General features: G+C 38.2%; 15 protein-coding genes. 11 read left to right on the forward strand and 4 right to left on the reverse strand.

Annotation, left to right across the window (positions count from 1 at the left end; genetic code table 11):
* Positions 1-37: 37 nt before the first annotated feature.
* Entirely contained in the window at positions 38-1,342 is a 1,305-nt protein-coding gene (locus AC27IF_RS09410) for a MipA/OmpV family protein (RefSeq protein WP_487053905.1), read from the reverse strand.
* Between the two features lie 111 nt (positions 1,343-1,453).
* On the opposite strand from AC27IF_RS09410, the gene AC27IF_RS09415 reads away from it, so the two are divergent.
* Positions 1,454-2,224: a hypothetical protein gene (locus tag AC27IF_RS09415; protein WP_487053906.1), complete on the forward strand. Its 771-nt coding sequence runs from the start codon at positions 1,454-1,456 to the stop codon at positions 2,222-2,224.
* A gap of 94 nt (positions 2,225-2,318) precedes the next feature.
* On the opposite strand, the gene pheA is transcribed toward AC27IF_RS09415, so the two are convergent.
* From pheA to AC27IF_RS09430, 3 genes are all read right to left on the reverse strand, one after another.
* On the reverse strand, positions 2,319-3,494 hold the full coding sequence (gene pheA / locus AC27IF_RS09420; RefSeq protein ID WP_487053908.1) for a prephenate dehydratase: 1,176 nt from the start codon (positions 3,492-3,494) through the stop codon (positions 2,319-2,321).
* A gap of 152 nt (positions 3,495-3,646) precedes the next feature.
* Complete coding sequence (locus AC27IF_RS09425) at positions 3,647-4,033, reverse strand: MAPEG family protein (RefSeq protein ID WP_487053909.1); 387 nt, start codon at positions 4,031-4,033, stop codon at positions 3,647-3,649.
* Positions 4,034-4,105: 72 nt separating this feature from the next.
* Positions 4,106-6,523, reverse strand: coding sequence for a penicillin acylase family protein (locus AC27IF_RS09430; RefSeq protein WP_487053911.1), 2,418 nt, complete (start codon positions 6,521-6,523; stop codon positions 4,106-4,108).
* Positions 6,524-6,827: 304 nt separating this feature from the next.
* Here AC27IF_RS09430 and AC27IF_RS09435 point away from each other — a divergent pair, with 304 nt between their 5' ends.
* From AC27IF_RS09435 to dnaX, 10 genes are all read left to right on the forward strand, one after another.
* Positions 6,828-7,175: a hypothetical protein gene (locus AC27IF_RS09435; RefSeq protein ID WP_487053913.1), complete on the forward strand. Its 348-nt coding sequence runs from the start codon at positions 6,828-6,830 to the stop codon at positions 7,173-7,175.
* A 108-nt stretch (positions 7,176-7,283) separates the two neighbouring features.
* Positions 7,284-7,919 carry a nucleotidyltransferase family protein gene (locus AC27IF_RS09440; protein WP_487053914.1) on the forward strand — a complete coding sequence of 212 codons (636 nt, stop codon included), beginning with the start codon at positions 7,284-7,286 and terminating at the stop codon, positions 7,917-7,919.
* Between the two features lie 75 nt (positions 7,920-7,994).
* Positions 7,995-8,546, forward strand: coding sequence for a DUF2058 domain-containing protein (locus AC27IF_RS09445; protein ID WP_487053916.1), 552 nt, complete (start codon positions 7,995-7,997; stop codon positions 8,544-8,546).
* A 164-nt stretch (positions 8,547-8,710) separates the two neighbouring features.
* Positions 8,711-8,848 (forward strand): hypothetical protein, encoded by a 138-nt coding sequence (locus AC27IF_RS09450; RefSeq protein ID WP_487053917.1) that lies wholly within the window; start codon positions 8,711-8,713, stop codon positions 8,846-8,848.
* Between the two features lie 216 nt (positions 8,849-9,064).
* Entirely contained in the window at positions 9,065-9,640 is a 576-nt protein-coding gene (gene efpL / locus AC27IF_RS09455) for an elongation factor P-like protein EfpL (RefSeq protein ID WP_487053919.1), read from the forward strand.
* 36 nt (positions 9,641-9,676) lie between these two features.
* Positions 9,677-10,609, forward strand: a complete 933-nt coding sequence (locus AC27IF_RS09460) for a M14 family metallopeptidase (RefSeq protein ID WP_487053921.1) — start codon at positions 9,677-9,679, stop codon at positions 10,607-10,609.
* Positions 10,610-10,632: 23 nt separating this feature from the next.
* Positions 10,633-12,270: a glucose-6-phosphate isomerase gene (pgi, locus tag AC27IF_RS09465; RefSeq protein ID WP_487053923.1), complete on the forward strand. Its 1,638-nt coding sequence runs from the start codon at positions 10,633-10,635 to the stop codon at positions 12,268-12,270.
* 122 nt (positions 12,271-12,392) lie between these two features.
* Positions 12,393-12,791 carry a response regulator gene (locus AC27IF_RS09470; protein WP_487053925.1) on the forward strand — a complete coding sequence of 133 codons (399 nt, stop codon included), beginning with the start codon at positions 12,393-12,395 and terminating at the stop codon, positions 12,789-12,791.
* A gap of 86 nt (positions 12,792-12,877) precedes the next feature.
* Complete coding sequence (gene apt / locus AC27IF_RS09475; protein ID WP_487053926.1) at positions 12,878-13,423, forward strand: adenine phosphoribosyltransferase; 546 nt, start codon at positions 12,878-12,880, stop codon at positions 13,421-13,423.
* 63 nt (positions 13,424-13,486) lie between these two features.
* Complete coding sequence (gene dnaX, locus AC27IF_RS09480; protein ID WP_487053928.1) at positions 13,487-15,751, forward strand: DNA polymerase III subunit gamma/tau; 2,265 nt, start codon at positions 13,487-13,489, stop codon at positions 15,749-15,751.
* Positions 15,752-15,802: the final 51 nt, after the last annotated feature.

Raw genomic sequence — 15,802 nt, forward strand, 5'->3', positions numbered from 1 at the left:
ACGGATTGACTTAACAAGCGAATTTAGCTGTTAACAATTAAAAGTCGAATTGTAGGTAAATGGTGTTGTAATTACTACCACCTTTTATCCGCCCAAACTGAGAGGCAGATTCAAAAATAGCAGATCTATGATGAATACTGTAACCGAGCCATGTTTCGTTCAGGGCGTTGACCCTAAATATATCCCCTAGATTAATATCAATACTGAAATCTAAAGCATTCATCAACTCACTTGGGCGGTAACCTTTTCGCTCCATCTCATCACGTTCAATATAAGTAACATCAGAGACGTAGGATAATCCTTCAGCTAATCCTAAACGCCAACGAACGGGCCAATCAATAGTATAAAAAGCTTTTATCGCTAGCACATACTCTTGTTCTGAGTCTTGCACTTCAGAGTCCCAATGCCAAACAAAGCCTGTGGTTAAATAGATATCTAATGGCAGAGAAAAAAGCTCATCAGTTAAAGGTAAGCCATAATAAAGAGAAGTTAATTGGTTGTTATATTCGTCTTTTACGGTATCACCAGCTAAGATGTCGCCAATGTTAGAAGGGGTTGCCCAGCCGTGAGCAATACGTAAATAACCATGGTTGGTCAGACTTGATTTTGCAGGTTTGGTGATATCATTGAAAAAGGCAAAACCTAAATAAATTTCTGATTCCCAACGTTTATCAGTCGCATCTGCTTGGTAAGCATTATCATCAAGTACCGTCGCACCAAATGAGCCTAATAAATAAAAGTTACTGGTTACATGATAGCGACTTTCTAGCTTGGCGTTTAATTGAATACCTGCGCCAATCCGTTGCTGATTAATTTCTTCTAAAGAATAATATCGGCTGTTAAAGCTCGCGCTTTTATATCGAGCGCTCACCTTAGGCATAAACTCCCAACTATTATGTTGAAAATACCAAGACTGGCTAATATTAGCATACGGATTTCCTTCTAGATCACTAAATAATTCTATATCTAAAAAGGTGTTTTTATCAGATGTTTTTCGCCATTGGATACCTAAATCTATAGTATCCCCCTGTACTTGGTTTTGAAATTCTGCGGGGATATCGAAAAAGCGCATTCTTGCTATGGCATTAAATTGCCAGCTATCTTGTTCATATATATGTGCTCCACCTTCGATACCGCGGATAAAAAAAGTATCACCTTGGTAAAACATCATGGGCACAAAACTAGTTACTTTGTCAGCTTCTGTATCAAAAGGAATAGTCGCAGTACGCATTAATGCCCCTATGCCCCATGATTTTTCTTGAAAGTTTTTCTCTTGGGCAACCACATTAGCAGACAATAAAGAACTGGTGATCATTATGAATAAAATTATATGGAAGCGCATGATATCCTTAAATAAATTACACTCTTCATGAATGGTACATTTTCTAGGTAGACATTATAGCCTAATGGCGGTTATCTTATACTTAACAAAACTTAAATGGAAATTGATCTTATGAAGAAGTCGTTAATATTGAGTACTTTTATTACCTTACTATGCTCTTCAAATATTGTTATAGCCGATGTACTTAAATTAAAAGATGGTCAGACATTAACAGGCACTTTAGTATCACGAGATGCTAACGGGGTCGTCTTTGAAATAGCAGGGCAACAATTAACGTTTAAAAGTGAAAACGTTGCCGGAATATCTTTTGGTGATGTTGAACCAAGCCAAGCGGCTATAAAGACACCTCAACCTGAGCCATCAGTGGCAACAGAGCCTACAAGCGAAAGTAGTAAAGCTGCTGCGGTTGCTCCTGTTGGTACTCGAGTTGTGGTGAGTACAAATACTTCCATTAACAGTAAACAGCATGCGCAAGGTCATAAATTTACCGCACGCCTTGAGGCTGATATGGTTGTCGAAGGTGTGGTTATCGCACCAAGAGGAGCCACTTTATACGGTGTCGTTAGCGCAGCAAAAAAATCAGGCCGATTGGTGGGGAAAGCTGAAATGCAATTAGCGTTTACGGATATGATGCTAGAGAGTCAAATGTATCCTATCTCAACATCAGCAGTGAGTGCTGTTACTGAAGGCACCGGAAAAAATACTGTTGGCACTACGGCTAGAACGGCGGCAATTGGCGGTTTGATCAATGGCTCGAAGGGAGCTAAAGATGGTGCGAAAGTTGGTATTGGCTTGTCAGTGTTAAGTAGTGGCAACTCAATAAATATACCTGCTGGTACCTTGTTAGAGTTTCAATTAACAGCGCCTTTTTCTGCTAAATAGCTCTGTAATTTAGTAGTAACAAAAAAGCCACTACCTGACACGTAATAAGTGCTCAGTAATGGCTTTTTAGTTTGTGAATTCCTATTCGCTTAAATTAAATCTCGCTGCTAGGTACACTTGTTGGGCTAATATGCTCTATAGGGTAGCAACCTAGCACCTTTATAAAGTTTGTGTGCTCGGTTATTTCATTAATAGCTTCTTGTAAGGCAAAGCTCTTTAAGTTTGCTTCAACATCAATGTAAAACATCTCTTCCCACGGACGACCTTGAATAGGGCGAGATTCAAGTTTACACATATTAATGCCTTTTTCTTTTAGTACCAGTAAGCATTCAACTAAGGCACCTGCTTTTTGGCCTGTGGCAAGGATAATAGCTGTTTTAGCTGGTATTTGCTCTGCAACATCAACAGCTTTTCTGGCTACTAAAATAAAGCGAGAGTGGTTTTCGTTTTGATTAGCGATGGACTTTTCCAGTGCTTGTAGTTGATAAAGTTGTCCACCTTCTTCACTACCAATCACGGCGATGGTTTCATCTTGTAATTCAGAAACTTGCACCATTGCATCGGCAGTACTATCACAATACTCAATGCGAATATTATTTTGTTTATCCAAAAAGTTACTGCATTGAGCAAAAGGTTGACCATGAGCATAAATCGTTTTGATTTTATCTAAACTGGTGTTTACTGCGGTCAGTAAACAATGTTCTATAGGTTGCGTTATCTCACCTACGATGGATAAATTAGTGTGCTGTAATAAATCATAAACCTGATTGATACTACCTGAGCTGGTATTTTCAATAGGTAACATGCCATAGTCGACTTGGCCCGATTCAACTTGCTGTAAAATATCGCTGAAGTTTTGGCAACCTGATTCAATAATGCGCTCGGCACGTCTTGAAAAGTAACGATGACTTGCTAAATAACTGTATGAGCCTTTGTCACCTAAAAAAGCAACACTCACGGCTGGTGTTTGAATATCTGGATTCGCTAAGCTTTGTAAATAAGCTTGTTGATTTAATACCGAGTCTTCAATAATCGTTTGAAAAACACTGGTGACATAATGAGCGTCAAGGCCTAATTCTTTGCCTTGTTTTATTAAACGTATTAGTAACTCTTGTTCACGTTGTTGATCACGAATAGGGCGAACTTGTTGTACTTTACTTTTAGCAACATTAAGGGTGAGTGCACGACGCTTGGCAAACAGACCTAACAGCTCTTTGTCCAAAGTTGTTATTTCTTTGCGTATCTCATTTAAATCTAATTTATCGCTCACTTTTATGTCCTGTATTACTGTTTTTTTGCTCAAAAAAAACCTTCCAGAGGGAAGGCTTTTCAATTTAATTCTTCACTAAAGCGCTTACTCTATCGAGCTTGACCAAATTATGTCAACACTTTATTTAGACCATTTTATGCCAACAATGTTAATTAAGGGATACATTGGAAAATAATAGTAAAACTACAGGTAATGCCGACCGCCCAAACTAAACTCCTAAGTTTATCAAAGTTTAATAAATACAACATGTTATAAGCTACTCTGGCGCAAACATGTACGATAGCTAGTAGTATGATATTTTCATCGGTATTTTGTGTGGCAATTGCTAATAATACCGCTGGAGCAAAAACAATCAATGACTCAAAAGCATTTTGATGGGCAGCGACAGCTCTAGCGCCAAAGCCGGTGAGTTGACTTTGTTGTTCGCGTGGATGGTTATTGTTGTAGCCGCCTAGTTTATTCATAGCATAGGCAACAGGCCCTTTTGCTATAAAGGGTAAAAGGGCAGCGATAAATAAACACCAGATTAGTATTTCCATTAATTTTCCTTGTTATAATTTTAGATAGATTTTTTAGTTTGAGCACACTTATATAAGCGCGCTAATTCAATATTAATAACTGAGTAATGTTAAGGTATATTTTGTTGCACCAGGTAAAAATGGTGAAGGCTTGCCTTGCTCCCAGTCGCTATGCCCTTTTTGATAATATGGACTCCAAGGATGACTTGCTTGACTGGTGGGCATATGAAATATTGCCGTTTCTTCATGTCCAGGTGAAACCACCATACGCTCAGAGGCACCAAAGGCTTTGCCTTGTACTTTAGGCATGTAACTATCACCTGATAAAGGGGTGGCTGGCATATCTAGCCATTTACCGATGAAAGGCACACCTTTACTGAGAGGATGTCTAATTGCCGTGGTATTATGTTGTCCCCAAGTTGCTTCATTAAGCGCTTGTTGTTCACCTTCGTTATTAACTTTCATTTCATCAATAGTGGTTTGTAAAGCTTGATTAAATACGGCTGACCAAGAAGGTAAGGGGCGCATCATAAAGTTGTCAGGTTGTTGATTAACGAGTTGCCATAGAGGCGTTTCTATTTGGTGACGAATACTGCGAAATTTATATCCCTCATCTAACTGATTTAGGCTTGTGTTTAATTCACTAAAGATAAGATCGCGAACATTAAACCGAAAGTTTCTCACTAATCGATAACTCACTGAGTCAACACTGGCTGTTAATTGCTCAGGTGCTGATAATAATGTTTTTACTTCAATAAAGTCGCTATGGTTCGCTATGGCTTGCTCAGTCAATACTTGTTTAAGTAAAAAGTTTTGCCAGCGCGTTAAAAACAATGCTTTATCATCGAGCCCTATGGCTAATAACGCTATTTCATCAAACTGCTCTAGAGCAAATAAATCATCGCGTATTTGCTTAGATCTAGCACCTAAAGCATAACCACCATTGCCGAGCTTGTTATACATTTCACCGCCAACAACTCGCGAATTTGCCGTCCATAATCTATCAGTCGTTGGATTAAGCACTTTAGGGTATTGCTCAGGGGATAAGTAACCTTGCCAACCGGCACTGCCTTCGTGCCAAGGTAAAGGTGTTTCACCAGTATTACCTATTTTATTCGGAATTGGCCCCATGATAGTCCAGCCGATATTTCCGGCTTTATCTCCAACCATCATATTTTGTGAAGGAATACCGCTACGGGCAGCAATATGAAATGCTTGCTCAACAGTTTCGGCTAGTTCTAATTCAGTCCCAGTTAGGTTTACTGCTTGTTTATCGTGCGCTACCCAGCGATAAGCCAGTAATTCACCAAGGTGATTTTCACCAATAACAGGCCCCCAAATCGTTTCTTTAATGGTTATTTCAACAGGTTGTTCATCTTTTACAGCAATTATTTGTGTATGGTAAGTGAACGCGACTTCACCTTCAGGAGTTTGGTATTTACTCCCATCTTCATTAGTGGCTAAAACAATAACATCGCTGTAATCACCATAACTATTGGTAAATCCCCAAGCGATGCTGCCATTACTTCCAATAACCATATTGGGTGTACCGGGTAAGGTTGCCCCTGTTATTTCCACTTGTTGGCTATCTTGTGAATACTCAAACCGAGCACGAAACCAAGTATTAGGCACACGAATATTCAAGTGCATATCATTGGCGACCATAGCACTGCCTGTGGTGCTTAAGTTACCTGATATAGCCCAGTTATTTGAACCTGGGAAATAATCATTTTGATCATTGTTTTTGCTTAACAGGTTGTCTTTTTTAGTGTTATTTATGCTGTTATTAAAAGCGGAATTGTTAGCTGCAGGCCATGCGTCAGTAGGCATAGGAGCAGGCGCGTATTGACTATTATCAATGGCAGCATCCCAAATACTTCCTTTGGGATCTAGAAAAGCAAAAACATCTGCCTGTAGAACCGCCTTCATTAAACCAAGAGAGCGCTCACGTTGACCATCATGATATTGCAAATCTATATACATGCTATAAATAGCTAAGATGGAGTCTTCTTCACGCCATTGTACCGGTGCTTGTTGTAGTAATAAGTATTCAAAAGGTGCTGAAGCTAGGTAAAGTAAGCCTTGATTAACACCTCGGGTATAAGCGGTAAGTAATTCTGATTGTTCTTTAGATAATGAATTGACTATATCTCTGGCTCTATCTCTGAACCGATGTCTTCTTATTGATTCATCATAATTCAACGCTCTAACGCCGAACAAACTCGATAACTCACCCGCAGAATTACGTCTTAATAAATCCATTTGAAAGAAGCGCTCTTGAGCATGCACAAACCCGGTGGTTACGGCAATATCAAGACGGTTTTTGGCTTTTATCGTAACAATGCCTTGTTCATCACGCTCAAGAATAGCGGTATCTTTTAAGCCAAAGACGGTTTTTTTTCCATCGAGAATAGGTAAAGCACTATCAACTTTGCTGTATAACCAGGTAGCCCCTGAAGCTATAACTAAGGAACTAACCAATAAAATAGCGATCAATATTCTTTTTATCATCTTGTTTACAAAGTTGAAATAATCTTGTTAGTAGAGTAACCGATTAATATGAAAGTGAAAAAGATTTTGTTGTAATAATTGTAAATAACCTTAATTCACTTTAGCCATTAAAGAATATAAAAGGGTAATGAAATCTAGAATTAATGACTCTATTTTTGTCTATAAGCTCCCCGCTTAAAAGTTAACCGTTTGTTTTCACTTGATAAAGAAAATTGCTCAGATTTATTTAGATTTTAAGGTTAACGAGATGTTATAATGAATACTGGTTACGTTTATTCAGCTCTTCGGTTATTGAGGTTTCAAAGTGACAGATTCAATGTCAAAACATGTAAAAATTGGAGAATGGATTTTCGAAGTAAAAATGGTAAGGGCATTAAAAGTTGATGAGTATGGTAAGCCTTACTCAGCTATCGCTAATTGTAATATTAATGGTGATGCTATGTATGTTGATGGCTTATTAACTAAAGAGCAGCAAACATTCACTAAAGAAGATTTCGATGCTTTTACTCAATTTAGTCAACTGATGGATTTGAAAAAATTCTCTTATCACAGATATCAAAATGGTAAATCAATAACCAAGGATGTTGCTGTTGAGCCTAACTCAATTGACGAGCCTGCTGTTATTGATAGCGCTATTCGTTTGGTTAAGTAATTAGTTTACTGAAAAATAGATATTATTTTACTGTCTTGTGGATTCATTCGTCCCTTGTTAATGTACGCCAATAAGATCATTTGACTGTTATTAATTCAGGAACTAAGCATGCTAACCTCTGCTTCAGAAAAAGTTACCTTGATGCTAATGGCAGCGGGCAGTTCGTCTCGTCTTGGGCAACCTAAACAACTCGTTGAAATCTCCTTTAGTGACAAAGCACCACAAAGCTTATTACATCAACAAATTGCTTTGTTAGCTAATATTAGCTTGCCTATTCAGACTCAAGCCTATTGTGTTGTAGGTTTTCAAGCACAGGTTATGAAAAAACACATAGCTAATTCCCCATTGTCATCAAAGGTGACCTTAGTTGACAGTAATCGATGGCAAGAGGGATTATCAAACTCGATTGCTGCCGGAGTCATGTCCCTTGATAAAGATATCAGTGCAGTGGTTATCTTGTTAGTTGATCAATGGCAGTTATCCTCGACGGATATAATAGACTTGATTCAGCAGTGGCAAAAATCTCCTGACTGTATCTGTGTCGCTAACCGGGGTAAATCAATTGGCCCGCCAGTTATTTTCCCGCGCCATTATTTCAATGAGCTAACTTCTTTAACAGGGGACGATGGGGCAAAAAGTGTCATCAGAAATAATATAGGCAAGGTTAAAAAAATCCACATGCCTCATGCCTTCATTGACTTAGATACACCTGAACAATTAGCTGCTTTGAGAAAGGCGCAGTAAGATAACCTTGATACTTTGTCTGCTGTGGATTTATTGATAGAATAACTTAATCCACTAAATATAGATTAAAGCAACATGGCATCACTTCAAGATCAACTCCTTAAAGCAGGTTTAACGACCAAACAAAAAACTCGTCAAGCTAATGCTGATAAACGCAAAAAAAACAAACAAAAACGTAGCGGCGTTCAACATGGCGCAACGATGCAAGAACAAATAAAAGATGACTTAATTAAAGCAAAGACAGAAAAACAAGCTAAAGATGATGCGTTAAACGAACAGAAAAAACAGCAACTTGCTGATAAAGAACAAGGCTTACGTATTAAACAAATTTTAACTCACCATCAAGTGAAAAATGTTGAAGGTGATAATGAGTACAATTATACCTTTGCGAATAAAATTAAAAAGTTATCTTTAGATAACAGCACCCATAAAGCATTAGTCAACGGTCGATTATCTCTTTGTGGTTTAGATGAAAATACCTATATTGTTACCCGTGAAACAGCTGATAAACTTGCTCAATTAGACGCAAGTGTAGTGCTAGTGCAAAATGATAAAGTTCTTGATGAACAAATAGATGAAGATGACCCTTACGCTGACTATCAAATTCCTGATGATCTTATGTGGTAACTAATAAAAAAATAATCACTTAGTAAAAATATCTTGCCACTATTATTAATATGAATATTAATAATAACGAGGCAATAATATTACTTTTGTAACCTCTTGTGTAATAATACAAGTAGAGCAACCAATATTGAGAGGGTAATATGGCCCACGAGGATAGAAGTAATATGTCGAAAAATACTGAGTTGAATGCTGAAAACGCTGCTAATGAGCAAAAGTCTACTTTGCAAGAATTAGCTGATGCTAATAATGAAATTGCTGAATTGAAGCTACAGATAGCATGGTTAGAACGTTCTTACGAGTAAATACATTTTAGACAATCTCAAATAAATACCCTTTAGAAGGCTAGTGTGATTTTTACGCTAGCCTTCTTTTTTATGTAAAATATAGTAGGTAATTATGTATGTTTGCTTGTTATGTTTTATCGGTTAGATCATTTCGTTAATCCAACACTTGCATTACTGTGTGTTCGTGGTATTTTCTCAGCTAATTTCAACTATTAGTAATCTAAGGAGCCCACTATGCCAAAGGCAAGTGATATTAAAAAGAATGCCGCGATAGAGCACAATGGCAAAGTGTTGATTGTTCGAGATATAACTCGATCTGTACCGCAGGGCCGAGCAGGTGGTAGTTTATATCGTATGCGTTTGTATGATGTAGTCACTGGCGGTAAAGTTGATGAGACTTTTAAAGCAGAAGATATGCTCAACTTCGCTGATCTCAGTCGCCGCCCATCTATGTTTTCATATATTGATGGGGATGAATATGTGTTTATGGATAATGAAGATTACACGCCATACAACCTGAATAAAGAGAGTATTAGTGAAGAATTATTATTCATTAATGAAGAAACACAAGGCTTATCAGTCATTATTGTTGATGACTCACCAGTAGCTGTTGATCTTCCAGCCAGTGTTGAATTAGTGATCACGGAAACTGATCCATCAATTAAAGGCGCCTCGGCAAGTGCACGAACTAAGCCTGCTACCTTGTCTACGGGTCTAATTGTACAAGTACCTGAGCATATTTCTACTGGTGATAAAATTAAAGTGAACACTAGTGAACATAAGTTTATGGGTCGTGCTGACACTAAATAACTTATCGCTAAATTAAAACAAAATTAAGGTGTAAGAATGACAGATAACTCTACATACCCCATTGGTATAAAAGGAAAACAATGGGGTGTTGATGAAAAGCAACAGTGGCTTGCGACCCAAAAGATAAAACGCAGCTATCATGATGAAGTTATTAGCAAGATAGACTCACTTGCACCTTATTTTGACGTTATTCAGTATGGCGCTTTACCCATCAATGAACCTAGGTATCCGTTGTACGTTTTAAAAAGCAAAAACTGGCAACCAACGAGAAAAACAGTGTTGGTTACTGGTGGTGTGCATGGTTATGAAACCAGTGGCATTCATGGTGCGTTACGTTTTTTAGAGAATGAACTCAATGATGAAGGTAAAACTTACTCACAGTCATTTAATTTATTAGTCGCTCCTTGTATTAGTCCATGGGGTTATGAAACTATCAACCGCTGGAATGCTCAAGCAGTTGATCCAAACCGCTCATTTTATGCCAATAGCCCAGCACCTGAGTCAGAGCAGTTATTGATATTTATTCAGTCACTTGAATCTCCTATTAGTGTGCATGTTGATTTACATGAAACAACTGATACCGACAACAGTGTTTTTAGGCCGGCTTTGGCTGCTCGAGATGCTATCGAGCAAAAAGTGTGGAATATCCCAGACGGATTTTACCTAGTGGCAGACACGCTTAATCCCCAAGAAGATTTTCAACGCGCTATTATAAGTGGTGTTGAAAAAATAACGCACATTGCACCTGCGGATGATAGCGGCAAACTTATTGGTGTTGATCTTGAGCAATTTGGCGTCATTAACTATGAAGCAAAAGCTTTAGGGCTTTGTATGGGACTAACTGATGCTCCTTTCGTTACCACAACAGAGGTTTACCCAAATAGCCCTAAAGTAGATGATGAAAACTGCATACTCGCGCAAGTTGCAGCAATATCATCAGCCCTTGATTACGTCATCAATAAAAATTAACCCAAAGAGAGCTTACAGATAAGATGGAATTTTTCACTAATATTGATCATATTAAAGCCGCATTAAAAAATGCCAATAACCGTACAATATTGTCCTTATTTGATGAAGGAGAGCGGGCAAGTGATTTTAGCTTGAAGGCTGCCGGACTGTTTTTAGACTATTCAAAGCAAAATATTAGCCAAGCAGAGCTAACTAAATTGTTTGATTGGGCACGTGATGCCAAATTAACCGATAAAATGAAAAGTATGTTCGCTGGTAATAAAATTAACTGCACAGAAAAACGTGCTGTTCTACATAGCTTGTTAAGAGCGCCAGATGAAGAAAAACAACACGTATTAGGTCAACAAGAAGCAGAGCAGGTTATAGCCACTGAGCAACAAATGCGCAACATTGTTAATGATATACATCAGGGCAAGTTAACTAGTGCAACAGGGAATAAATTCACCGATGTAATTGCTATAGGAATTGGTGGCTCATATTATGGAATTAAAGTAGGACTAAGCGCTTTACAACCTTATCAAAGTACCGGCTTACGCATCCATGTTTTAGCGAATGTTGATGGCGCAGCCGTCACTGAAAAAATAGCAAATTTAAATGCGGCTACCACGCTGGTAGTTGTTATTTCTAAAACCTTTACCACTCAGGAAACCTTACTTAATGCTAGCGCCATTAAAAATTGGATGCTTAAAGCCTTAGGTGATAAGCAAGTCATCGAGAAACAATGGTTTGCTGTCAGTAGTAATGTTAAAGAAGCACAAGCGTTTGGATTGAAACCAGCACATGTATTACCTATGTGGGATTGGGTTGGCGGTCGTTTCTCTTTATGGTCAGCGGTTGGGTTACCTTTAGCTTTAGCCATTGGCAATGAGCACTTTCAGCAATTAAAGGAAGGTGCATACCAGATGGACCAGCACTTTAAAACCGCTGAATTTGAAAACAATATGCCAGTTATAATGGCGCTAATAGGTATGTGGAATCGCAACGGTTTAAATTATCAAAGTTTAGCTGTACTACCTTATGATCATGCATTAAGAGCACTGCCAGGTTACTTACAACAAACAGACATGGAAAGTAATGGAAAATCGGTATCTATCCAAGGGGATAAATTATCTTGGGCAACCGCGCCTGTAGTGTTTGGTCAAGAAGGCACTAATGGTCAACATGCCTTTATGCAATTAATGCATCAAAGTGATGAGATTATCCCAACTGATTTTATTGTCGCATTACAAAGCAGTAGTGAACTCCACGCACATCATAAAGTGTTAATTGCCAATTGCTTTGCGCAAAGTGAAGCTTTAATGCAAGGTAAAAATTTATCTCAAGCTAAAGCCGAATTAGTAAATCAGGGTCTAGCTGAGGATGAAGTTCAGCAACTTTCAAACCATAAAACCATGAAAGGGAACACGCCCAGCAATACCTTGTTGATGGAATCATTATCACCAAATTCACTCGGGGCTCTATTAGCTTTATATGAGCATAAAATATTTGTTCAGGGTGTGCTTTGGCAACTCAATTCGTATGATCAATGGGGAGTTGAATTAGGAAAGCAACTAGGTAAACAAGTATTAACCTTAATGGATGACGCAAATAGTGAGCATCAAATGTCACCGTCAAGCGTTAATTTGATTCGAACATTTGTTCAAAAACATTCGTTTACATAATTAACAGCTAATCACAGAAAATAACTGTTCACTACTAGTTTAATAAGCTAAAATACGCGCCTTGAAAAGCTTTCAATTTCGAAAGTTATCGTGTGAAAAATTGAATTTTGTAGAGTTATTTTATGGATATATTGGTTGTTGATGATAATAAAAGTGTCCGTGATACTATTAGTAAAATTTTAGTTGCGCGCGGCTATAAAGTTGATAGCGCGGTGAATGGGCTTGATGGCTTTGAAAAAGCCCAACAAGGGAATTATCAGTTACTAATTATTGATCATTTAATGCCATTGATGAATGGTATTTTACTCAGTAAAAATATCAAGCAAACAGAACAATACGCTAACAAGCCTATTTTGTTTATCACCACGCAGCCTAAAGAAAGCTTGCAAAGCGTACCTGAGTTTTCTCTATTTGAAAAAGTGCTTACCAAGCCAATTAACGACAACGAACTTGCCTCGATAGTGTCATTATTATTGTCAGATTTGATGGTATCGAGTGATACGTCATCAATTGCTTTATAAAAACTCTTTCGACACTATAATTTGTCAATGAATTGCTTTATTCTTTAGCTCAACAATATTGTTAACCTTGCATAAAGAATAAAAAAATGACCGAACAACAATTGGCACAATTACAAGCTGCCATTAAAACTGTCCCAAATTATCCCATTCAGGGGATCCTTTTCCGTGACGTTACCAGTTTATTAGAAGATGGTGATGCTTTCGCACTAACAATAAGCTTATTAGCAAGCAAATATGAAGATCAAGGTTTTACCAAAGTTGTCGGAACTGAAGCTCGTGGTTTTATTTTTGGTGCTCCATTAGCTTTAGCATTAGGTATTGGTTTTGTGCCAGTTCGTAAGCCGGGTAAATTACCTCGTTCAACTTTTGCACAAGCATATCAATTAGAATATGGCGAAGATATTTTAGAAATACATCGCGATGCTTTAACAGCAGATGATAAAGTACTGATCATTGATGATCTACTGGCAACGGGTGGTACTATTGAAGCAACAACCAAGTTAATTAGACGTATTGGCGCTCAGGTCAACGATGCTGGTTTTGTCATTTCTCTGCCAGATCTCGGTGGTGAAAAACGTCTCCAAAAAATGGAATTAAAACCGTTTTCTCTCGTTGAATATGACGGTGAATAACTTCACCACTTTAAACCTGAACAGTGAAGCGTAAAAACAGTTAATCAACAAGAAGATAAGAGTATGAGCTATCAAGTATTAGCGAGAAAATGGCGACCTAAAAAGTTTGAAGAGCTAATGGGGCAAGAGCACGTTGTAACGGTATTAGTTAATGCGCTTACTCAACAACGATTGCATCATGCTTACTTATTTACTGGCACTCGTGGTGTTGGTAAAACAACAATTGCTAGAGTTTTCGCTAAAAGTTTAAACTGTGAAACGGGTATTACAGCAACGCCCTGTGGGCAATGTGACACCTGTTTAGAGATTGACCAAGGTCGTTTTGTCGATTTACTTGAAATTGATGCTGCCTCAAAAACTAAAGTTGATGATACTCGAGAAATACTTGATAACGTTCAGTATGCGCCGACCCGTGGTCGTTATAAAGTATACTTGATTGATGAAGTACACATGCTTTCCCGTAATAGTTTTAATGCCTTATTAAAAACATTGGAAGAGCCACCAGAGCATGTAAAATTTATTTTAGCGACCACAGATCCTCAAAAATTACCCGTCACGGTATTATCCCGTTGCCTACAGTTTCATTTAAAAGCGCTAACGGTTAAACAAATAGAAACTAAATTAGAAGAAATACTCGCTCAAGAACAATTTTCTCATGAAGCAGGTACACTGACTTTACTCGCCAAAGCTGCTCGCGGAAGTATGCGTGATTCTTTAAGTTTAACGGATCAAGCCATTGCACAAGGGCAGGGGAGCATATCGCTTACTGACATTGTGCAAATGCTAGGTAGCATAGATCAAAATTGGATATATAAAATTGTCATTGCACTGTTAAAGCAAGATGGTGAAAGTTTAATGGCTTTGACTGCTGACATCGCCAGTTTTGCACCAAGTTATAGTCGATTGTTCGCTGAATTGATTCAGCTATTTCACCAAATCGCTATTTTACAAATGGTTGATCAACATTTCGATTTATCAATAGAACATGCAAAATTATTGAAAAAATTTAGTCAAGCGATGTCGCCTGAAGATGTACAATTATATTATCAAATTTGTATTAATGGTCGTAAAGACTTGCCATACGCGGCAGATGAACAGGCCGCCTTTGATATGACTTTACTACGCTTGTTTGCTTTCAAACCAATGAAAAACTCTGATGCGACGGCCAATAAGCAAGCTCAGACTATTGATAATACGCTTGAGAATAGTATTGATTTTGATGACATAAGTTTAACTGAACATAAGCCAACCGAGCTCGCTATTGCCAAAGATACGACTTCAGATCAGGAAAGTGTTGAGCTTAACGTAGAAGACAATCAAGTTGAGCCGGCTATTGTTGACTCCATTATTGTAGAGCCAGAAATAGTTGCCACAGAGCATGTAGAACCACAAATTGTAGAGCCAAGCACTGTAGAGCCAAGCACTGTAGAGCCAAGCTCTCATGAAACAAACACTATTGAAGCAAGCGTTACGGAAGCGGAGTTATCTGATAAGCCAATAACACTTGAAGACTCACCTTTACAAGAAGAGCAACTTGCACAAGAAATGCAGCATATAGAACAACAGGCCAGTCAGCTTCATGAGCCTGTTAATTCTATTTCAGAAGAAGCTCCTACCATAAGTAATATGCCAGTAATGGAGCAAACTGTTGAACCAGCCGCAGTAGAAGATCCAGTAGCTAAGGTGGAAAATAAAGAAGAAATTCCTTTTGACAGCCCAATAAATCAGGCATTAGCTGGCCGTAATATGTTACGCAGTAGAAAAAAGCAATTGGAGCAGCAAGCAAAAAAGCCCGGTGACGCCATAGAGCGTCAAGCTAACGCTCAGTCAACAGATAACAGTAGTGCAAAGAAAGAAGTACCAACTCAAGAGAAGGTCGAACTACCTGCACCAGAGCAGCCATATCAAGCAGAGAATATTGATCCGGCGACGATTAAAAAGGCTAACCAAGTGGATCAGTGGGCACATATGATTGATTCTATGGAGCTTACCGCGCGTTTACGACAGTTAGCAATTCATGCCACTATTGATGAGAGCTCGACAGAGCAGCATTTAATATTGTCTTTAGATCGGGCAACAAGGCATTTATATACGGATACCGCGCAACAGCAATTACAACAAACTATCAGTCAATATTTGTCACAAGATATTAACGTGACCATCAACTTAGTTGAGGAAACCGTTGCCGATCCATACCAAATACAGTCACATATTAATGACAAACGTTATGATTACGCTAAAGAAGTTTTAGCAAATGATGATGTTGTACAAGCGTTGCAGCAAAACTTTCAAGCAAATCTTGATGAAGAAACGGTCTGCGCTATTTAATTGATTTACTATTTTGTTAGCTAAGCAATTTGCTATAATGCTGACAATGCT

It is taken from the genome of Colwellia sp. KS18-150 (genome assembly GCF_057551365.1).

Coding starts and splice junctions, on each gene's coding strand:
- AC27IF_RS09410 (WP_487053905.1), bottom strand. CDS start 1,342: ATGCGCTTCCATATAATTTTATTCATAATGATCACCAGTTCTTTATTG.
- AC27IF_RS09415 (WP_487053906.1), top strand. CDS start 1,454: ATGAAGAAGTCGTTAATATTGAGTACTTTTATTACCTTACTATGCTCT.
- AC27IF_RS09425 (WP_487053909.1), bottom strand. CDS start 4,033: ATGGAAATACTAATCTGGTGTTTATTTATCGCTGCCCTTTTACCCTTT.
- AC27IF_RS09430 (WP_487053911.1), bottom strand. CDS start 6,523: ATGATAAAAAGAATATTGATCGCTATTTTATTGGTTAGTTCCTTAGTT.
- AC27IF_RS09440 (WP_487053914.1), top strand. CDS start 7,284: ATGCTAACCTCTGCTTCAGAAAAAGTTACCTTGATGCTAATGGCAGCG.
- AC27IF_RS09445 (WP_487053916.1), top strand. CDS start 7,995: ATGGCATCACTTCAAGATCAACTCCTTAAAGCAGGTTTAACGACCAAA.
- AC27IF_RS09450 (WP_487053917.1), top strand. CDS start 8,711: ATGTCGAAAAATACTGAGTTGAATGCTGAAAACGCTGCTAATGAGCAA.
- efpL (WP_487053919.1), top strand. CDS start 9,065: ATGCCAAAGGCAAGTGATATTAAAAAGAATGCCGCGATAGAGCACAAT.
- AC27IF_RS09460 (WP_487053921.1), top strand. CDS start 9,677: ATGACAGATAACTCTACATACCCCATTGGTATAAAAGGAAAACAATGG.
- pgi (WP_487053923.1), top strand. CDS start 10,633: ATGGAATTTTTCACTAATATTGATCATATTAAAGCCGCATTAAAAAAT.
- AC27IF_RS09470 (WP_487053925.1), top strand. CDS start 12,393: ATGGATATATTGGTTGTTGATGATAATAAAAGTGTCCGTGATACTATT.
- apt (WP_487053926.1), top strand. CDS start 12,878: ATGACCGAACAACAATTGGCACAATTACAAGCTGCCATTAAAACTGTC.
- dnaX (WP_487053928.1), top strand. CDS start 13,487: ATGAGCTATCAAGTATTAGCGAGAAAATGGCGACCTAAAAAGTTTGAA.